Source organism: Fontisubflavum oceani, from assembly GCF_030407165.1.
GTDB lineage: Bacteria > Pseudomonadota > Alphaproteobacteria > Rhodobacterales > Rhodobacteraceae > Rhodophyticola > Rhodophyticola oceani.
Genome location: NZ_CP129111.1, coordinates 2,873,279 through 2,894,200, shown reverse-complemented (window position 1 = coordinate 2,894,200; position 20,922 = coordinate 2,873,279). Strand labels below are relative to the sequence as shown.

12 protein-coding genes and 3 pseudogenes are annotated in these 20,922 nt (G+C 59.8%); 9 read left to right on the top strand and 6 right to left on the bottom strand.

What is annotated here, in order from left to right; all coding sequences use genetic code 11:
• The first annotated feature begins 4 nt into the window (after positions 1–4).
• A pseudogene (locus tag QTA57_RS14730) lies at positions 5–3,702 on the top strand (vitamin B12-dependent ribonucleotide reductase).
• Between the two features lie 475 nt (positions 3,703–4,177).
• Here QTA57_RS14730 and QTA57_RS14725 read toward each other — a convergent pair.
• The 6 genes and pseudogenes from QTA57_RS14725 to miaA all read right to left on the bottom strand — a co-directional run bounded on the left by QTA57_RS14725 (position 4,178) and on the right by miaA (position 12,626).
• Positions 4,178–6,264 (bottom strand): annotated as a pseudogene (locus tag QTA57_RS14725) (dipeptide ABC transporter ATP-binding protein).
• A 103-nt stretch (positions 6,265–6,367) separates the two neighbouring features.
• Positions 6,368–7,792 carry an ABC transporter permease gene (locus tag QTA57_RS14720; RefSeq protein ID WP_290152175.1) on the bottom strand — a complete coding sequence of 475 codons (1,425 nt, stop codon included), beginning with the start codon at positions 7,790–7,792 and terminating at the stop codon, positions 6,368–6,370.
• Positions 7,793–7,806: 14 nt separating this feature from the next.
• A complete protein-coding gene (locus QTA57_RS14715) occupies positions 7,807–8,895 on the bottom strand; it encodes an ABC transporter permease (protein ID WP_290152174.1) in 1,089 nt (362 codons plus the stop codon).
• 136 nt (positions 8,896–9,031) lie between these two features.
• The gene (locus QTA57_RS14710; protein ID WP_290152172.1) at positions 9,032–10,675 is read right to left on the bottom strand and encodes an ABC transporter substrate-binding protein; all 1,644 of its coding nucleotides are present in this window, start codon (positions 10,673–10,675) and stop codon (positions 9,032–9,034) included.
• A gap of 215 nt (positions 10,676–10,890) precedes the next feature.
• Positions 10,891–11,616, bottom strand: a complete 726-nt coding sequence (locus QTA57_RS14705) for an AraC family transcriptional regulator (protein ID WP_171567829.1) — start codon at positions 11,614–11,616, stop codon at positions 10,891–10,893.
• A gap of 141 nt (positions 11,617–11,757) precedes the next feature.
• Positions 11,758–12,626: pseudogene (gene miaA / locus QTA57_RS14700) on the bottom strand (tRNA (adenosine(37)-N6)-dimethylallyltransferase MiaA).
• A 127-nt stretch (positions 12,627–12,753) separates the two neighbouring features.
• Between miaA and pyrH the strand changes: the two are divergent.
• The 8 genes from pyrH to bamA all read left to right on the top strand — a co-directional run bounded on the left by pyrH (position 12,754) and on the right by bamA (position 20,920).
• Complete coding sequence (pyrH, locus tag QTA57_RS14695) at positions 12,754–13,485, top strand: UMP kinase (RefSeq protein ID WP_171560904.1); 732 nt, start codon at positions 12,754–12,756, stop codon at positions 13,483–13,485.
• A gap of 49 nt (positions 13,486–13,534) precedes the next feature.
• Positions 13,535–14,098: a ribosome recycling factor gene (gene frr / locus QTA57_RS14690; RefSeq protein WP_145209308.1), complete on the top strand. Its 564-nt coding sequence runs from the start codon at positions 13,535–13,537 to the stop codon at positions 14,096–14,098.
• Positions 14,099–14,134: 36 nt separating this feature from the next.
• Complete coding sequence (locus tag QTA57_RS14685; protein ID WP_171560907.1) at positions 14,135–14,860, top strand: isoprenyl transferase; 726 nt, start codon at positions 14,135–14,137, stop codon at positions 14,858–14,860.
• Between the two features lie 16 nt (positions 14,861–14,876).
• Positions 14,877–15,668, top strand: a complete 792-nt coding sequence (locus tag QTA57_RS14680) for a phosphatidate cytidylyltransferase (RefSeq protein ID WP_171560908.1) — start codon at positions 14,877–14,879, stop codon at positions 15,666–15,668.
• A gap of 9 nt (positions 15,669–15,677) precedes the next feature.
• Positions 15,678–16,856 (top strand): 1-deoxy-D-xylulose-5-phosphate reductoisomerase, encoded by a 1,179-nt coding sequence (dxr, locus tag QTA57_RS14675; RefSeq protein WP_290152170.1) that lies wholly within the window; start codon positions 15,678–15,680, stop codon positions 16,854–16,856.
• Positions 16,857–16,859: 3 nt separating this feature from the next.
• Positions 16,860–18,188: an RIP metalloprotease RseP gene (gene rseP / locus QTA57_RS14670; RefSeq protein WP_290152169.1), complete on the top strand. Its 1,329-nt coding sequence runs from the start codon at positions 16,860–16,862 to the stop codon at positions 18,186–18,188.
• Positions 18,189–18,303: 115 nt separating this feature from the next.
• Positions 18,304–18,441 (top strand): hypothetical protein, encoded by a 138-nt coding sequence (locus QTA57_RS14665; RefSeq protein WP_171560916.1) that lies wholly within the window; start codon positions 18,304–18,306, stop codon positions 18,439–18,441.
• A gap of 220 nt (positions 18,442–18,661) precedes the next feature.
• The gene (gene bamA, locus QTA57_RS14660) at positions 18,662–20,920 is read left to right on the top strand and encodes an outer membrane protein assembly factor BamA (protein ID WP_290152168.1); all 2,259 of its coding nucleotides are present in this window, start codon (positions 18,662–18,664) and stop codon (positions 20,918–20,920) included.
• Positions 20,921–20,922 lie beyond the last annotated feature (2 nt).

The following is a 20,922-nucleotide window of genomic DNA, read 5'->3' as shown; positions in this document are numbered from 1 at the left end:
GCTCATGAAGATTGAACGGAGATTCACCACCGCTGGCACCGATGCATATGCCGGGCTGGATTTCACCCTCACCTCATCGGAGATTCGCAACCCCGATGGCACCACCGTCTTCAAACTTGATGACGTCGAAGTGCCCGCAGGTTGGAGCCAAGTGGCCTCCGATGTGATCGCGCAGAAGTATTTCCGGAAGGCCGGGGTGCCTGCTGCTCTGAAACCAGTGAAAGAGAAGGGTGTTCCCTCGTTCCTGCAGCGCCACGTGGCCGACGAAAAGGCGCTGGAGGCTCTGCCGGAAGACCAACGCTATGGCGGGGAAACATCTGCCAAGCAGGTCTTCCGGCGTCTCGCCGGCGCTTGGGCCTATTGGGGTTGGAAAGGTGGCTATTTCTCCTCCGAGAAAGATGCGCGGGCCTATTTCGATGAGATGCAGCTGATGCTGGCGCGCCAAATGGCGGCGCCGAACAGCCCGCAATGGTTCAACACCGGTCTGCACTGGGCCTATGGTATCGACGGTCCGGCGCAAGGGCACCACTATGTCGACTACAAGACCGGCAAGCTGACCAAATCCTCCTCGTCTTACGAGCATCCGCAGCCGCATGCCTGTTTCATCCAGGGCGTGCAGGACGATCTGGTGAATGAAGGCGGGATCATGGACCTCTGGGTTCGTGAGGCGCGGCTCTTCAAATATGGCTCCGGCACCGGCACGAATTTCAGCCACCTGCGCGGTGAGGGTGAGAAGCTCTCCGGCGGTGGCAAATCCTCGGGCCTCATGGGCTTCCTGAAAATCGGTGACCGGGCCGCCGGCGCGATCAAATCGGGCGGCACCACCCGGCGCGCGGCCAAGATGGTGATCGTTGATGCGGATCACCCGGATATTGAAGAGTTCATCGAATGGAAGGTGATCGAGGAGCAGAAAGTGGCGTCGATCGTCGCGGGCTCCAAGATGCATGAGAAGATGCTCAACGGCATTTTCGAGGCGATCCGCACCTGGGATGGTAGCCTGGATGATGCGGTTGACCCGTCCAAGAATGAAAGTTTGAAAACGGCAATTCGCGAAGCCAAAAAAGTGGCAATCCCCGAAACTTATATCAAGCGCGTGTTGGATTATGCAAAGCAAGGCCACACGTCGATTGAGTTCCCGACATACGATACGGACTGGGATAGCGAAGCGTATAGCTCGGTTTCCGGGCAGAATTCGAATAACTCAATCCGGGTGACTGACGCCTTCCTGGAAGCGGTGGACAAAGACGCGGATTGGCATCTGATCAGCCGAGTGAATGGCGAGGTGATCAAGACCGTCAAAGCCCGTGACCTTTGGGAGAAGGTCGGCCATGCCGCTTGGGCCTGCGCCGATCCGGGCATCCAGTTCCATGACACTGTGAACGCCTGGCATACTTGCCCGGAAGATGGCGCGATCCGCGGGTCAAACCCGTGCTCGGAATACATGTTCCTCGATGATACGGCCTGCAACCTGGCCTCGATGAACCTCTTGACCTTCTATCATGAGGGCAAATTCGACGCGGAGGGGTATATCCACGCGACCCGGCTTTGGACCCTGACGCTGGAAATCTCCGTGATGATGGCGCAGTTCCCATCGAAGGAAATCGCGCAGCTGTCTTACGACTTCCGGACGCTTGGCCTGGGTTATGCCAATATCGGCGGCCTCCTGATGAATATGGGCTATGGCTATGACAGCCCCGAGGGGCGCGCGATGTGTGGTGCGCTGACCGCGATCATGACGGGTGTGTCTTATGCAACCTCGGCCGAGATCGCCTCTGAATTGGGTCCGTTCGCGGGGTATGAGCGGAACCGCGAGCATATGCTGCGGGTGATGCGCAACCACCGGATGGCGGCCTATGGCCGGACGGATGGATACGAAGAGCTTGCCGTGAAGCCGGTCCCGCTGGACCATGGCAACTGCCCCGAGCAGACTCTGATCGCGCTGGCGAAACAGGCCTGGGATGAGGCGCTGGAACTGGGCGAGAAACACGGCTATCGCAATGCGCAATCGACCGTGATCGCGCCCACTGGCACCATTGGTCTGGTGATGGATTGCGACACCACGGGGATCGAGCCGGATTTCGCTCTGGTGAAGTTCAAGAAACTGGCCGGAGGTGGCTATTTCAAGATCATCAACCAGTCGGTGCCTGCCGCGCTCGACACGCTCGGCTATAGCTCCAGCCAGATCGAAGAGATCATCTCCTACGCGGTTGGCCACGGGACGCTCGGCAATGCGCCGGGTATCAACCATACCGCGCTGATCGGCCACGGATTTGGCCCGGCAGAGATCGAAAAGGTGGAGCAGGCGCTCCCCTCGGCCTTCGATATCCGCTTCGTGTTCAACCAATGGACGCTTGGCGAAGAGTTCTGCACCGGGCCGCTTGGCATCCCGGCGGAAAAACTGAATGACCCGACCTTTGACATGCTGCGGCATCTGGGCTTCTCAAAAGCCGATATCGACGCCGCGAATGATCATGTCTGCGGGACAATGACCTTGGAGGGCGCGCCTTTCCTGAAGGAAGAGCATCTGAACGTCTTCGATTGCGCGAACCCTTGCGGCAAGAAGGGCAAGCGCTTCCTCTCCGTCGACAGCCATATCTATATGATGGCCGCGGCGCAGAGCTTCATCTCGGGCGCGATCTCCAAGACGATCAACATGCCCAATGACGCAACCATCGAGGATTGCCAGAAGGCTTATGAGCTGTCCTGGTCCTTGGGGGTGAGGCCAACGCGCTTTATCGTGATGGCTCGAAACTCTCGCAACCTCTGGCCGCGGCCTTGGTCGAGGATGATGACGAGGCTGCCGAAGTTCTGGAAAGCGGCAACACGATGGAGAAGGCGCAGGTTCTGGCCGAGAAGATTATCGAGAAGGTGGTCGTCAAAGAGGTCATCCGCGCCCATCGTGAGAAGCTGCCAGAACGCCGGAAAGGCTATACGCAGAAAGCCATTGTCGGTGGCCATAAGGTCTATCTGCGGACCGGGGAATATGGCGACGGCCAACTGGGTGAGATCTTCATCGACATGCATAAGGAAGGCGCTGGCTTCCGGGCAATGATGAACAACTTCGCCATCGCGGTCTCCGTCGGCCTGCAATATGGTGTGCCGTTGGAGGAGTTCGTCGACGCCTTCACCTTCACCAAGTTCGAGCCCTCCGGGATGGTGCAAGGCAACGACTCGATCAAGAACGCCACCTCGATCCTAGACTATATCTTCCGCGAGTTGGCGGTGTCCTATCTGGACCGGACCGATCTGGCGCATGTGAAGCCGGAAGGCGAAAGCTTCGACACGGTCGGCCGGGGCGTTGAGGAAGGTGTCTCGAACATCTCCGAAGTGTCTGAGACCGCCGCGTCGAAATCGCTGGAGGTGCTGAAACAGATCAGCTCCACCGGCTATCTCCGTAAGCGCGTTCCGCAGGAACTGGTTGTGCTGCAAGGTGGGGCCGAAATGGGGGCCACCGCTTTGGGCGGCGATCCGGTATCGGCGTTGCAGACCTTGGTGCCGGAGACGGCGGGGACAACGACCGTGGCGGCGGCCTCGGTGACGACCGCGGTGGCAACGGGCACCGTCGGGATGGACGCGCGCACCAAAGCGAAGATGCAGGGCTATGAGGGCGAGGCCTGCGGCGAGTGTGGGAATTACACGCTGGTCCGCAACGGCACCTGCATGAAGTGCAACACCTGCGGCGCGACAAGCGGGTGTAGCTGATACGAGATCGGGTTTTCGCGCCCTTGCCCGGGTGCGGAGACCTGAAACACGGGGCGGGTGCGCTCGCCCCTGACGCGGTTCAGGCCGCAGGCAGAAACCGGGCGGTACAATAGAGTGAGCCTGAACAGCGAAACTGGGGGAGCCTTTGCTCCCCCTTTTTCTTTGCGACACGAGTGGGGTGGCAGATTGCGCCCGGGCATTGCCCGGTCGCCCGGAGCGCTCCCGCCTGTTTCCGCGCCTTGCGGCGCAGGCACAGTTGGGCGTGGCCGCTTGCTGGCGCAAGCGGCTCAAGGCACCGTTGAAAGTCGCACGGACTGGCAAAAGGGATCGAAGAGCCTGAAAGGCGGTCCGTTCAGGGGCAAGTCTCCCCTGAAGGCGTCGGGCTGAGCCGACCCGTCAGTCGTCAGCACGTCAAGGACGCCTTTGGCACCACAGCTTGGCGACCTGGCGATCCTTGACCCGCAACCGCCTCAGGTCATTCAGCGGCGATTTTGATCACGGGTTCCATACGCGCCAGGATGTCTTCGGCCAAATGACATTTGATCTCATGACCATCCGCCAGCTTCCGCATCGGCGGGACTTCACTTTCGCAGAGCCCGCCTGGCACTTCGGATTTCCAGCGGCAGCGGGTTTGGAACGGGCAGCCCGAGGGCGGGTTCATCGCCGAGGGGATATCGCCTTCGAGCACGATATGCTGTTTCTCAACCGACGTATCCGCGATCGGCACGGCGGAAAGCAGCGCCTCGGTATAGGGGTGATAGGGGGCGAGAAGACCTGATCGGTATCGCCCAGTTCCACCACATGGCCAAGATACATCACCATCACGCGGTCCGAGAGATAGCGCACGATGGAGAGGTCATGAGAGATAAAGAGGAGCGTGGTCTTTTCGTTCCGCTGGATCTCCATCAACAGATCCGTGACTGCGGCCTGCACCGACACATCGAGCGCGGAAACAGGCTCATCGGCGACCACGATCCGGGCCCCGCCGGCGAAAGCGCGGGCAATGCCAACGCGCTGTTTCTGGCCGCCGGAAAGCTGCCGCGGCATCCGGTCGGCAAAGGCGCGGGGCAGCTTCACCAGATCGAGCAATTCCAGCATGCGCGCGCGGCGTTCGGCCTCGTTGTTGCCAATCTTGAATATCTCAAGGGCGCGGATGATCTGCCGACCGACCGTCATCGAGGGGTTCAGCGTGTCGAACGGATTCTGGAACACCATCTGCACAGATGACACCGTGCCGGTATCGCGATCTTCGATCTCGGTCGATTCGATGTTTTGATTGTCGAGGATGATCTGGCCATCGGTTGCCGTCTCCAGCCCCATCAAGACCTTGGCGAAGGTGGATTTGCCGCAGCCGGATTCGCCGACAATGGCGAGGGTTTCGGATTCGCGCGCCTCAAAGCTCAGCGTTTCATTGGCTTTCACCACTTTGGTGTTTGAGCCGCCAAACATCGAATTGGCCGCGACCTCATAGTATTTCTTGAGGTTGTCGATCTTGAGAACCGTGTCGCCAATCGGCGCTTTTTCCTTTTTTTCCGCGACCGTGGGCGGGGCGGACCAATCGATCTCGTCAAATTTCAGGCAGCGCGAGGCATGGCGGTCATTGCCGTGGATCGGCGCCATTTTGATCTCGCTCGCGTCGCAACGTCCGGCCTCGAAATAGTCGCAGCGCGGGCCGAAGTTGCAGCCTTGCGGGCGCTCATGGGGCAGGGGAAAGTTGCCGGGGATTGCGATGAGCGGGCTGGCGTTTTTGTCAGCCCCGGGCAGGGGGATCGAGCGGAAGAGCGCCTGGGTATAGGGGTGCTGCATCTCGTCGAACACGTCTTCTATGGAGCCGGTCTCCACCGCCTCGCCAGAATACATCACGCAGAGCCGGTCACAGGTCTCAAGAACCAGGCCTAAGTTATGGGAAATAAACAACATTGAGGTGCCGTATTTGTGACCCAGATCCTTCACCAGCTCGACCACGGCGGCCTCGACGGTCACGTCAAGCGCTGTGGTTGGCTCGTCAAGGATCAGGAGTGACGGGTTGGCCATCAGCGCCATGGCGATGACGATCCGCTGTTGTTGCCCGCCGGAGAGCTGATGCGGGAAGCTCTCCAACATCCGCTTCGGGTCGGGTAGGCGCACGTCGGTGACCACTTCGAGGGCACGCGCATAGGCCTCCTCGGCAGAGACGCCTTCATGGATCATCGGCACTTCCATCAGCTGTTTGCCGATCTTCATGGCCGGGTTCAGCGACGCCATAGGCTCCTGATAAATCATCGCAATTTCGGAACCGCGCAGGTCGCGCAACTCTTCATCACTCATCGTGTTCAGGTCGCGGCCTTTGAACTTGATCGTGCCGCCGACAACCCGGCCATTGACGCCCAAATCCTGCATCACGCCAAGCGCCACCGTGGATTTGCCGCAGCCCGACTCGCCCACAAGGCCCATGGCCTCGCCGGGCATCACGGTGCAGGAGAAATCCATCACGGCGGGGATTTCGCGAAGGCGGGTGAAGAAGGAAATCGAGAGGTTTTCAATTTCGAGAATGGGGCCGTCATAGGGCTCGCGCTGTGCCATTATTCTTGTCTCCCTGTCGCCCGTTTGGGGCGTATGGATCCGGTATGGATCCGGTATGGAATTGGTATGGGCGCGCGAGGGGCAGCCCCGCGCGCCTCTCACATCAGTCCTTGAGGCTTTCCTCACGCAGGCCATCGGCCAGGAGGTTCAGGCCCAAGACCATCGTCATCAGCGCCAGCGCCGGCGGCAGGGCCGGATGGGGATAGATGGTCAGAAGGCGACGCCCCTCGTTGATGGTCGAGCCCCAATCCGGGCTCTCGGGGCTGACGCCCAGGCCGAAGAAGCCCAAGGTTCCGAGAAGGATCGTGGTGTAGCCAATCCGCAAGCAGAAATCGACGATCAGCGGTCCGCGCGCATTGGGCAGGATTTCCCAAAGCATGATGTACCAGGGGCCTTCGCCGCGGGTTTGCCCGGCGGCCACGTAATCCCGGGTTTTGATGTCGAGCACGATGCCGCGCACAATCCGGAAGACCGTGGGTGAGTTCACGAAGACCACCGAGACAAACACGATCAGGATGTTCCCCGGCATGGAGATCAGACCAAGCGGGTCTGCATCCCAGGCCAGACCGAGATAGAGCCAGCCGCCGATGATGAGCGTTGCAATGATGTAGAAATTGCGGGTCATCGGTTGGGTGAAATACCGGCTGTTGAACAGGATCACGAAGAAGATGATCGGGAACAGGAACAGCACAGCGGCCATATAGGTCGGAATACCCGAGGCGACGATTTCCGGCGTGACCAGCAGGTAGAACAAGAGGATCACCGGGAAGGCCAAGACCAGATTGGCGATGAAGGTCAGCGCGGTGTCGAATTTGCCGCCGAAATAGCCAGCGGGGAGGCCGAGGGTGATCCCGACCATGAAGGCGAAGAGCGTGGCAGCCGGGGCGATTTTCAGCACCTCGCGGGCCCCAAAGACCATCCGGGAAAACACATCGCGGCCCAGATTGTCGCCGCCCAGAAGATAGACCAGATAGTCGCCTTCATCAGGGTTGGGCAGGAAGGTGCCGGGCACTTCGTTGCGCATCTGGCTGATCACGTCGATCGGGCCATGGGTGCCGATCATATTGGCGAAGATCGCCGTCAGCATCCAGAACATGACAAGGAAGAAGCCCACCATGCCAATCGGGCTGTCGAACAGTTTGCCATAGAGGCCAAGCTTGCGCTTGAAGTTGATCGAGAGTGCGAAGATCACGATCAGCGCGATCCAGACCGGCAAGAACTGCTGCCCCATGCCGCCGATGATGCCTTTGGCGGCGAGGTCGGATTGAACGATGCCGCCGATGATCATGATCACGACGCAGGCCAGAAACAGCATCACTGCATATTTCATCGCCATCAGCGCATAGTCATTGGCCGAGCGGGTCATGGTGAGCGTGTGATCGGCATTGATCTGAACTTCGCCGGGTTTCACGCCCGCAAAATTCAGCACGAGTTGCGCCAAGAAGCCCAGGATGAAGACCACAACAGCGGCCAAGATCAGCGGGTTCAGGTAGGGGCCAAGGGAGCCTGTCCAGGTAATCGGGTCCATGTGTCAGGCCCTCCTTAAGAGATACGGATGCGTGGGTTCAGATACACATAGCCGATGTCTGATATCAGCTGTGTGGCCAGCACCACGATCACGGCGACGATGGAGACCGACATCAGAAGTTCGATGTCGTTGTTGGACGCGGCCTGCACCAGGGTCCAGCCAAAGCCGTTATAGTTGAAGAGGGTTTCCACAATCACCACCCCGGTCAGGAGCCATGGGATTTGCAGCATGATCACCGTGAACGGCGCGATCAGCGCATTGCGGAGCGCGTGTTTCAGCACGATCTTGGTGAAACTCACGCCTTTCAGTCGCGCCGTGCGGATATATTGCGCGGTCATCACCTCGGCCATCGAAGCGCGGGTCATCCGGGCGATATAGCCCATCCCGTAGAGCGCCAGCGTCATCACCGGCAGGGTGAAGTTCCAGAAGGTGATGTCATCCATCGCGGATCGTGACGATCCTAAGAAGAGTGTGCGCCCATCGATCCAGCCTTGTTCCGCCAACCAGGGCGAGATGCCCGCCGTTGAAGAGGCCAAGAGCACGATGAAGATCACGCCGGAGACATATTCAGGTGTCGCCGTCGTGGCGATGGAGGCGGTGGAGAGCGTTCGGTCTAATCGTGACCCCTCGCGCATGCCCGCCAAGACGCCGACGATCAGGGCGGAGGGGATCATCACGATCAGCACCCAGCCCATGAGTTTTCCGGTCAAAAGCAATCGTCCGCCAACGATGTTCGAGACCTCATCATCCGAAACGGTGGAATAGCCCAGATCGCCCTGCAACATGCCGCAGAAGCGGGGCGCATCGGCCGGGTCCATCCCGAAATCGATACATCGACCTGTCACCTCGCCGGTTTCTTCATCGGTGCGGGTCCAGCCCGGAACCACGCCCAGCCATTGGCCGTAACGGGTGATCATCGGGCCGCCATAGCCGTTATTGTCGAGCCAGCTGACCACCTCGGCATCGGTCATCCGGGCGTTGCCCTGCGTTTTCGCGAGCTTTTCGAGGTTCGGAAAGAGATTGGTCAGAAAGAAGACCACAAAGGTGAGGCATAGCGCGGTCAGAAGCATCACGCCGAAGCGTTTCAGGATAAACAGTCCCATATTATTCCCTGTCGGTTCTTGCTCCGTGGCGGTGGAGCATCAGGCCTCATTGGTGGGCCCGTTTGATGGGGCGGGCAGTGGGCACCCGCAAATGTGGCACGGGGCGGCCCATTGGACCGCCCCGCCGCTTTTGACCTTAGGCTTCGACGCCCAGGTAATGCACGTTGATCTCAAACTTCGGATGCATCTCCGCATTCACGACCGAGCCGGTGTGGTGGCGGAAGAGCGAGCGCCAGTAAGGCTGAAGCGTTACGGCTTGTTCCTGCATGATCGTTTGCAGGCGCACCATGATCTCGCGGCGCGCGCCGGCATCTTGAATACCGTTCGCCTGGTCAAGCAGCGTGTCGAACTCCTCGTTGGCGAAGCCAGATTCGTTCCAGGCCACGCCCGACCGATAGGCCAGGTTGAGGATCATTACGCCCAATTCGCGGTGGTTCCAGTTGGTCGAGCTGAACGGGTAGCTTGTCCAGTCGTTCCAGAACGTCGAGCCGGGGATCACCGTCCGTGTGACGGTAAAGCCCGCATCGCGCAGCTGTGCCGCGACCGCGTCGGTGGTGTTGCGGCGATAGTCGTCGTCGATCGACATGATCTCGAACTCGAAATCGGCATGACCGGATTCCTGCAGAAGCGCATAGGCCGCGTCTTTGTCGATTTCCAGCGGCGGCAGTTCGGCATATTCCGGGTGGATCGGGCAGACATGGTGGTTTTCCGCCAATTCGCCCTGGCTGTTGATGCCGAGATCCAGGCAGACCTGCGGGTCAACTGCTTTGGCGATGGCCTGGCGCACCTGAAGGTTGTCGTAAGGCGCGTTGTTCTGGTTCGGGCGGATCACCACGGTTGCGGCGGTCACAACATCGGATTGTTCCCACCCGATGGCCGCGAACAGATCGACAAATTCACCGACCGTCTCGTAGGTCATGTCGAACTCGCCCGCCTCGGCACCGGCCAGCCAGGCCGCCGGGTCTTGGCCGAGATCGATGAAGTCGATCTGGTCGAGATAGGCCTCGCCCCAATACTCGTGATCGGTATTGCGTTCCAGCGTTGCCTGCACACCCACTTCATAGTTGGTGATGCGATAGGCGCCGGTGCCGACGCCGTGATCCAGCGGGTTGGTGCCGATCAAGTCGCGGTGCTGGATCGCGGAGGGGTAGTCAGCGATGCCCGGAATGATCGTGATGTCGGCGGAGGGCAGGTTCAGCCGCACGGTCAGATCATCGACAATCTCAATCGCGCCTTCGACGGCGCGGTTGGTGTTGGGATCGACCATTGCGCCCATGCGCGCGGCCATCGAGTTACCTTCGGCATCGGCGTCACACCAGCCTTCGAAATTCGCCGCCACGTCGGCTGCGGTGAAGTCGTCGCCATTGTTCCATTTCACACCCGGGCGCAGGCGCAGGGTGTATTGGGTGGCTTCATCATTCACCTCCCAACTGTCCAGCAGGATGCCGGAGAAGGAGCCGTCGGCGTTGTATTCGACCAGATACTCCAGGAAGCCGCGGCTCACATTGGCCATCTGGCTCCAGTCATAGGTGCGCGGGTCTTTCAGCGCGCGCACTTCCATCTGAATGCGCAGTGTACCGCCCATCGGCGGTGTCTGACGATGGCCCATGGCTTCGGCCGGGTTGAGCCCAATCATCGAATAGGCGGTGGCGGTGGCGACCCCCAAAGCGGAGGCCCGCACAAGGAATTCGCGACGGCTGAGTTGGCCCTGTCGATATTCCTCGGCATACATTTTGGCAGCGGGGTGAACCGCTTTACCCGTCTGTTTCATCGGTGTCATTGTCGTCTCCCTGTGACACGATTTGTTGTCAGTATTTCTTGATCGTTCTGAGCTTAGCAGCTTTTTTGCAATCTTGTGACGCGCATTGCGCAACATTCTATTCAAGGCGTCAATGGTCAGCACCGTCCATTAGTGTAATTTTTGCGACATTTGCCAGGTCAAAAAACGACATCGCGGCGAAATAATTCGCTTGCAAGATGAGTCGCCATGCTATCTTAGCGGCGCGGTTTGGCCCGAAATGCCGTGGGTGTTTGACCGGTCGCCAGTGAGAAAGCCCGCGTAAAATAGGCCGGTGACGAGAAGCCGAGCTGATCGGAAATCGCCCGCGCCGACAGATCCGTATCGGCCAAGAGCGCCCGGGCCTCATGCATCAAGCGTTCATGTATCAACGCGTGGGCCGGTTTGCCGGCGGCTTCTTTGCAGACCCGGCTGAGATGTGTGGGGGTGATATCAAGCCGGTCGGCATAATCGGCCACGCCCGCGCCGGTATGATAGCTGATGGCCAGCAGTTGGGCGAATTTCTCGACCAGGTGATGGGTCTTGTCCCGGGCAATCGCGCCCTCTTGGCGGGCAAGTTCGCGGGTGATCCAGGTCGAGATCAGCAACCCGTATCCTTTCAATGCGCGGTCCATGGCTGGCGCCTGACCGGCAATCTCGCGTTCAATCCGTTCGATCCGCCCGGTTAGACTGGCCTGCGCCTCGATGTTTGAGACCCGCAAATGGAAGGGCCGATCTGGCAGGTCGATTCCGGGATCCGGCGGAATCCGCAGCAACAGCCCTTGGATCTGTTGTGGCAATTCCAAAGACATCACCATGCCGGCGGGCACAAAGACGGCTGTGTTCGGCCCATAGCCCCGGGTAATGCAGCCGACCGAGACTCGGCCCTGACCGCGGGTGATCCAATAGAGATGATGCCGCGGGTTTGAATGCAATGTTTCCACGCGCCAAGTGGGGCGCATGCGCAATTGACCAAGAGAAGTGACGGCGTAGCTTTCGGACATCGCCATTAACGCTACAGATTGAAAAAGTGAAAGGGAAGGGGCGTTTCGCAGGCCATTTCCAACGGTCGTGCGAGAATTTGCCTATGGTTGCGCGATATGTTGCCAGCCTTTCATTCGGGCGCGGAACCATGTGCGCTGCCGTTTCGCATATTGGCGGGAGGCAAGGATCGCCGCGGTGCGGGCGTCCTCCAGAGATAGGTGGCCTTGCAGATGGGCGATGAGGTCGGGCGCGCCGATGGCCTTGGCGCTGCCGCCAGCCTGGGACCAGCGGGGCAGGTTGGCGCGGGCTTCGTCCAGGGCGCCGTCTTCCAGCATCTTGTCGAACCGGGTCTCGATCCGCGCGTTCAGCCATTCCCGATCTGCGTCAAGCAACAGCGGCTGACATTGATCGAGTGGCAGAAGCGGCGAGGCCGTCTCCGCTTGCCATCCAGAGAGTGGGCGGCCTGTGGCGCGCCACACTTCCCAACCGCGCTGAACGCGAGCGCGGTTCTGGCGGTCGATCCGCGCGGCAAGGACAGGGTCTGCCTGATCCAGCTCCGAGAGAGCTGATCGAAGGGCAGAGCATCGGCCTCCTCCCGGATCGCAGGTGGGGTGCTCGGGATCTCGGCCAGCCCTTCGGTTAGCGCCCGAAAGTATAGCCCAGTCCCGCCGACAATGATCGGACGGGGGCCGTCGAGCAGGGGCGTCAGATCGCGTAGCCAGGCTCCGACCGAATACTCGGCTTCGAACGGTACATGGCCATATAACGCATGGGGCGCGCGGGCCTCATCCTCTTTGCCGGGCCGTGCGGTCAGGATGCGCCAGCCGTCATAGACTTGCAGAGCATCCGCGTTGAGGATGCGCCCGCCCTGCGCCTCGGCAATGGCCAGAGCCAGCGACGATTTGCCGGATGCGGTGGCGCCAGCAATAAGAACCGGGCGAGATGGCGAGAGAGAGTTGATATCAAACAAGGGCTTGCGGGTAATTCTTTATGTTGGAACTGAAACGGCCAGACTGGCGTTGAACACAATCCCCTTTTACGCCATGTTGCGGCAATCTCAATGATCGGCCTTGCCAGCCGCTGTTCCAGAGGACTTCATGCCAGACGATACCGCCCCCGCACGCCCCGCCTATAACCGCGTGATGCTGAAGATTTCGGGCGAGGCGTTGATGGGGAGCCAAGGGTTCGGGCTGCATCCGCCGACGGTTGAGCGGATCGCCCAGGAGGTCAAATCGGTCCATGATCTGGGCGTCGAGATTTGTATGGTGATTGGCGGCGGCAATATCTTCCGGGGACTTCAGGGCTCGGCACAGGGGATGGAGCGCACGACCGCTGATTATATGGGTATGCTGGCCACGGTGATGAACGCGTTGGCGATGCAATCGGCTCTGGAATCGATGGGGGTCTTCACCCGGGTCATCAGCGCGATCCCGATGGATCAGGTTTGTGAGCCCTATATCCGCCGCCGCGCGGTGCGGCACCTGGAGAAGAAGCGGGTCGTGATTTTTGCGGCTGGGACGGGCAACCCTTATTTCACGACGGATACGGCCGCTACGCTGCGCGCCAATGAGATGCGCTGCGAGGCGATTTTCAAGGGCACCAAGGTGGACGGGGTCTATGACAAGGACCCGGCCAAACATGACGACGCGCAACGGTATGACGAGATAAGCTATGACGAGGTTCTGGCGCAGCATCTGGGCGTGATGGACGCCTCAGCGATCGCGCTGGCCCGCGAAAATGACGTGCCGATTATTGTGTTTAGCTTGGATGAACCGGGTGGGTTCCGCGGGATCCTGGCCGGGGAAGGCACCTATACAAAGGTAATGTGACCGCTTAGAAGCGGTCTTTGTCAGTGTTAAGAAAAAACGGGGCAGGGACATGTCCGACGATATCGAGATAGACCTAGACGATTTGGAACGCCGGATGGATGGCGCTTTGGCGGCGCTGAGGACAGAGTTTGCCTCGCTCCGCACAGGGCGCGCCTCGGCGGCGATGCTGGAGCCGGTCCAGGTTGAGGCCTATGGTCAGATGACCCCGATCAACCAAGTCGGGACGGTGAATGTGCCCGAAAGCCGGATGGTCACGATCAACGTCTGGGACAAATCCATGGTCGGTAAGGTTGAGAAAGCCATTCGTGAAAGCGGCTTGGGCATCAACCCGCAGCTCAACGGCACCATCATCATGCTGCCGATCCCCGAGTTGAACGAAGAGCGTCGCCGCGAACTGACCAAGGTTGCGGCGCAATATGCCGAAAGCGCCCGGGTGGCGATCCGCAATGTCCGTCGTGACGGGATGGATCAGATCAAGAAAGCCAAGGGCGACGGTATGTCCGAGGATGATCAGAAGCTTTGGGAATCCGAGGTGCAGGATCTGACCGATGGCCATATCGGCAAGGTGGACAGCGCGCTTGAGACCAAGCAAGCCGAGATCATGCAGGTATAGCGCACCCGCCGCTTTCGACCGAAAACAGGAGCCGACATGGCCGCCAAGAGTGACAGCGAACAGACACCGCGCCATGTGGCGATCATCATGGATGGCAATGGCCGGTGGGCGCAGATGCGCGGGCGGCCCCGGCTGGTCGGTCATCACGCAGGCGCGAAACGGGTGAAAGAGATTGTCCGGGCCTGCCCAGAGTTCGGCGTCGACTATCTGACGATTTTTGCCTTCTCGACCGAGAATTGGAAGCGGACGCAGACCGAAGTGGCCGGTCTGATGAAGCTTTTCAAACGCTATATCCGCCGCGAAACGCAATCTTTGTTGGATGAAAATGTCCGGGTGCGCTTCATCGGCGACCGGGTTAAGCTGGAGCCGGCGCTGGTTGACCTGATGGACAATCTGGAGCTTTTGACGTCGACCAATACCGGTATCAATCTGACGATCGCGCTGAATTATGGTGGCCGCGACGAGGTGGCCCGCGCCACGCGCCGCCTGGCGCATGATGTAGCGGCAGGCAAGCTTGACCCGCGCGACGTGACCGACGAGACATTGCCGAAATACCTCGATACGTGCCTTCTGCCAGACCCCGATCTGGTGATCCGCACCTCCGGCGAGGCGCGGATTTCGAATTTCTTGCTCTGGCAATCGGCCTATGCCGAATATGAGTTCATCGATACGCTCTGGCCGGATTTCTCGCGCGCAGAGTTTGGTGACGTGCTGAGCCGCTTTGGGACTCGAGAGCGGCGGTTCGGCGCGGTGTCTGTCTGACCCCGGTTCGGCCCAAATGAGCCTCAATCGCGATAGCTTCTCTGATTTGGCGGCACGGTCGGCCACGGGCATGGCGATGGCCGTTGTTGGCCTTACGGCGGTTTGGATGGGCGGCGCGGTGTTTGTCGGCCTGGTCATTTTGATCGTGGGCGTGTTGGTCTGGGAACTGGTGCGCATGCTGGGTGGCGGTTTGCGCCGGGCGATCGTTCTGGGATGCTTGGCTGCGGGCTTGTTGCTGGCGGCGAAACTCTTGCCCATCGGGCTTGGTTTGCCGCTGCTTTTGCTGGTCGGCATTCTGGGGATCGGCGTGCTAGAGAAGAACCGAACGCTTTACATCATGTACGCTGCTTTGATCATGTTCGCGGGCTTTGGCCTTCTGGTGCATCGCGAGGATTTCGGCCTGACCTGGATGCTATGGCTGGTTCTGGTCGTGGCTGCGACGGATGTGTTCGGCTATTTCGCGGGGCGGATTTTCGGCGGGCCGAAGTTTTGGCCGCTGGTCAGCCCGAAGAAGACATGGTCCGGCACTGTTGCGGGTTGGGTCAGCGCGGGTTTGGTCGGAGCGGCCTTCATGAAGGCGACAGGTTCTGGCGTGGAACTGATTGGCATCTCCGTTGCGCTGAGTATGGCCAGCCAAATGGGCGATATCGCGGAAAGCGCTTTGAAACGCAGGGTGGGTGTCAAGGACAGCTCGAACCTATTGCCCGGCCATGGCGGGATGTTCGATCGGTTTGACGGAATGCTTGGGGCCGCGCTTTTGCTACTGCTGGTGGAAAGCTTTGCGGAGTTTCCGCCGACGCCGATTTAGAGGACCAGTATGCGTAAGGTCAGTGTCTTTGGGGCGACAGGATCGATTGGGCAGAACACGCTTGATCTGATTTCGCGCGCGCCGGAGGCGTATGATGTGGTGGCGCTGACCGGCGGGCGGAATGTAACGCAATTGGCCAAGGATGCGCGGGCTTTTCGGGCCGATGTTGCGGTCACGGCCTATGAGGATCATCTGCCGACGCTCAGAGAGGCCTTGGCGGGGACCGGGATTGAAGCCGCAGCCGGGCAGGGCGCCTTGGTGGAGGCCGCGGACCGACCGGTCGATTGGGTGATGTCGGCCATTGTTGGCGCGGCGGGTCTGGAGCCCGGGTTTCACGCGCTGCGCCATGGCACGACTCTGGCGCTTGCGAATAAAGAGAGTTTGGTCACGGCGGGGCCGCTCTTGCTGGCCGAGGGGCGGGCGCATGGCGCCACGATCTTGCCGGTCGATAGTGAGCACTCAGCGGTGTTTCAGGCGCTGGTCGGCGAGGACATGGCGGCGGTGGAGCGGATCGTGATTACCGCATCTGGCGGTGGGCTTAGAGACTGGCCGATTGAGGCGTTGGCCAGTGCGACCGTCGCAGATGCCGGTGCCCATCCGAATTGGGATATGGGCCAGCGGATCACCATCGACAGTGCCTCAATGTTCAACAAGGCGATGGAGCTTATTGAAACAAAAGAGTTCTTCGGTGTGCGCCCTGATCAGGTCGAGGCGGTCGTACATCCGCAATCGATCATCCATGCGTTGGTTGGATTTTGCGACGGTGCGTTGATGGCGCATCTGGGCGCGCCGGATATGCGCCATGCAATTGGCTATGCCCTTCATTGGCCAACGCGGCGCGCCCTGCCGGTGGCGCGGCTTGATTTGGCGGAGCTGGCCACATTGGAGTTTCGCGCGCCCTGCGACATTCGCTATCCGGCTCTCGGCTTGGCGCGGCAGGTGATGGAAACCGGCGGCTTGTCGGGCGCGGTGTTCAACGCCGCGAAAGAGGTCGCGCTTGATGCGTTTTTGGCCGGGCGGGTCGGGTTCATGGATATGACAGGTGTGGTCGCGGCGACACTTGACCAGATTTCGCGCGATATTCGCCTTCACGATGCCATAGAGACCCTTGAGACCGTGCTGGAAACAGACCATGTGGCAAGGCAACGGGCCGAAGAGCAGGTCGCGAAACGACAAAACGACAGGTAGGTTATGGAATTCATCCCCCAGTTCGGCAATGTTGCGTTTACACTAGTGGCCTTTATCGCCGCCCTGTCGATCATCGTCGCGATCCATGAATATGGCCATTACATCGTTGGGCGCTGGTCTGGCATCCATGCGGAGGTGTTTTCCATCGGCTTTGGTCCGGTCCTGGCCAGCCGGGTGGATCGCCATGGTACACGCTGGCAAATCGCGGCGCTGCCCTTTGGCGGATATGTGAAGTTTCTGGGGGATGCGGATGCGGCCTCGGGCAAGGACGGGGCGGCGATTGACGCGTTGGATGTGGCCGAGCGGCGGCGCTCGATGCATGGCGCACCACTTTGGGCGCGGGCGGCGACGGTGGCGGCGGGCCCGGTTTTCAACTTCATCCTGTCGATCCTGGTTTTTGCCGGTTTCGTTTTGGCCTCGGGCCAGGCGATTGAAGAGGCCCGCGTTGGCACGCCCAAGGCGTTGCCTGCCGATATGCAGGTTTTGCAGGAAGGCGATCTGATCACGTCCATTGATGGCACACCGATTGCCAGTCTCGCCGATGTGCGTAGCCTGAGCGAGGCGGTGCCATCTGTTCCGACGCTCAGCTATGAGATTGAACGTGACGGCGTGGCGATGACGGTCGACGCGGTTGCGCCCTGGATCCCGGTGGTCGAAGCGGTCACGCCGCAATCGGCGGCAATGGCGGCGGGGCTGGAAGTCGGCGATGTCATCCGGGCGATTGATGGCGAGCCGGTCTATGCGTTCCGCCAGTTGCGCAGCGCGGTGGAGGCCTCGGAAGGCGGGGCGCTTGCGCTTGATGTCTGGCGCGATGGCGAGATGCTGGAATTCACACTCAGCCCCCGGCGGATGGATTTGCCGCTGGCCGAGGGCGGGTTTGAGACACGTTGGCTGATTGGTATTCGCGGCGGCTTGTTCTTTGAACCTGTCACCGAGCCTGTGGGCCTGTTGGATGCGGCGCAATACGGTGTCGCGCAAACCGGGTTCATTATTCAGTCTTCGCTGTCCGGTCTTTGGCATATGATCACCGGCGCGATTTCAAGTTGCAATCTGCAAGGGCCGATTGGCATCGCGGAGACCTCTGGCGCGGCGGCAAGTCAGGGTTTGGACGATTTCATCTGGTTCATTGCTGTGTTGTCGACGGCTGTAGGGCTTCTGAATCTCTTCCCGATTCCGGTCTTGGATGGCGGGCATCTGCTGTTTCACGCCTATGAGGCGGTCGCGGGCAAGCCTCCCTCCGACAAGGCACTGAAGATCTTCATGTCTGTCGGTCTGATGTTGCTTTTGTCGCTGATGCTTTTTGCGTTGACGAATGATATCTTCTGCCCGTGAGGGGGAGGCAGTCATCACCAAACCGCCCCTGGGGTGCCCAAATTCAGCCATATTCAGGCAGCACATCTGAAACTGCAGAAAACCCAAATTCTTGGGTCAGGTAAGGGTATGTCAGATGAGACTGCTTTCAGACGGTTATCGCGGCATCAGATTCTTCGTACAGATCAATGTGGACCGATTGCTGGTTCCGCTGATCATTGTCTCTGCGCTGACTGTGGCAGGTTGGATGTTGTCCTACGCAACCATCCACTGATCAGGTTGCACCGGTATCGGTGCGCCGCCCGTCGAAAACCATTGTGTATATCTTGTGACACAGCCTGTGGATAACCGCTATGGGCTGTGATGGATCGTTTTGACAAGGCCCCGCTGCTTCGGTAGGGATGACCGAAGATTACAGGTCATGGACGGGGCAGGATTCGATGAGCAATCGCGCAACTCTCGCAGCGGGATGGCGGGGTGCAGCTGCAACCCTGATGGCACTGACCTTTATGTGCCTGTTAACGCTTCCGGTCACGGCGCAAGATTTTCGGTTTTCGCAGTTTGATGTGCAAGGCAATCAGCGGATCGACGCCAGCACGGTTTTGGTGAATGCCGGGATCAATCCTGGTGAGGCGATCAGCGCTGGCCAGTTGAACGATGCGCAGCAGCGGCTGCAAAACTCCGGCCTGTTTGAAAGCGTCGAAGTGGTGCCGCGCGGATCGACCCTTGTCATCATTGTGCAAGAGTACCCGACCATCAACCGGATCAATATTGAGGGCAACCGGCGGCTCGATGACGAAGATCTTCTGAACATCATCACATCGCAGCCGCGCCGGGTCTATTCGCCCTCTGTGGCCGAGCAGGATGCCGCCGAGATTACAGCCGCCTATCGCGAGGCGGGCCGATTGACCGCGACGGTTACCCCGGTGATCATCCGGCGTAGCGACAACCGCGTCGATCTGGTCTTTGAAGTGACAGAAGGGCGCGTGGTCGAGACCGAGCGCATCGAGTTTGTGGGCAACCGTAATTACTCAGATCGTCGCCTGCGCCGTGTGTTAGAAAGCACGCAGGCGGGGATTTTCCGGGCGATTATCCGACGCGATAGTTTCGTCCAGGATCGGATTGCGTTTGATCAGCAACTGCTGACCGATTTCTATCGTGATCGCGGGTATGTGGATTTTGAAGTTCTGAGTGTGACCTCGGAACTCACCCGAAGCCGAGACGCGTTTTTCATCACCTTCAACATTCGTGAAGGTCAAAGCTTTGATGTGGGGGAGATCACCGTTGTCAGCGATCTGCCCGAGATCGACACGGATGAATATCTGGATGTGATCCGCATGCGCAGCGGCACGACCTACAGCCCGCGTTTGATCGACAACACCATCAGCCGGATGGAAAACCTTGCGACACAACAGAGCCTCCGGTTCATTCGTGTCGAACCTCGGATCACCCGCAATGATGAAGATCTGACGCTGGACGTTGAGTTTGCCGTTGTGCGCGGTGAACGCGTCTTCGTCGAACGCATCGATATCGAAGGGAACGCGACCACGCTCGACCGTGTGGTGCGCCGGCAGTTCGACACGGTGGAGGGCGATCCGTTTGACCCGCGCGCCATTCGCCAAGCCTCCGAACGGATTCGCGCGCTCGCCTATTTCTCCGATGTCGAAGTCGAGGGTCGCCAGGGCACGGCGCCGGATCAAGTGATTGTCGATGTGGATGTCGAAGAGCAGCCCACCGGCTCTCTTGGTTTCTCGGTCAGTTTTTCGAGCGATACGGGGACGGGCCTGGCGGTTAGCTATGCAGAGCAGAACTTCCTTGGTCGTGGGCAAGCACTGCGGTTTTCGTTCAATACGACGACCGACAGCCGAGCATTCAATTTCAGCTTTCAGGAGCCTGCCTTCTTGCGGCGCGATTTGGCCTTGGGTCTGAATGTTTTTTTCAATGAAACGGATGCGCAAAACGCTGCGTTTGACACCGAAAACCTGGGGTTCCAGACATCGCTTGGCTTCCCGATTGGTGAGTACAGCCGGGCGAGTGTGTTTTATCGGTTGTCGCAGGATACGATCCTGAACGTGACGGCCGACAGTTCGCCGATCATTCAGCGGGAAGAGGGGGAACGCATAACTTCCTCGATTGGCTATGGCTTCAGCTATGACACCCGCAATACGGGTCTGAACCCCAATGCAGGCGTGCTTCTGCGCTTCAATCAAGAACTCGCCGGTCTTGGGGGCGACAGCCAGTATATCCGCACCACGGCCCTGGCCTCGGCAGAGACAAGCGTCGCGCAGGAAGAGGTGACCTTGCGGGCCACGGTTGAGGGCGGTGGTATCGCGATGTTGGATGGCAATAGCCGGTTCACCGATCGGTTCTTCCTGTCGAGCCGCCAGATGCGTGGGTTCGAGCCGCGTGGCCTGGGACCGCGGGACACCAACGCCGCGAATGACGACGCACTCGGCGGGAACTTCTTCGCAGTTGCCCGCTTCGAGGCGGCTTTCCCACTCGGACTGCCGGATGAATATGGCATCTCTGGCGGCGTGTTCTACGATATTGGCACGGTTTGGGGGCTGGATGACACACTGGGTGCAGGTGGGATGATGGTCGATGACGACATCCACTTCCGCTCCTCGGTCGGGTTCTCGATCTTCTGGGATACCGCGATTGGGCCCCTGCGTTTCAACTTCAGCCATGCGTTGGAGACCCAGCCTTATGACGAGACCCGGGAATTCGATCTGACCATCGAGGCGCGCTTCTAAGG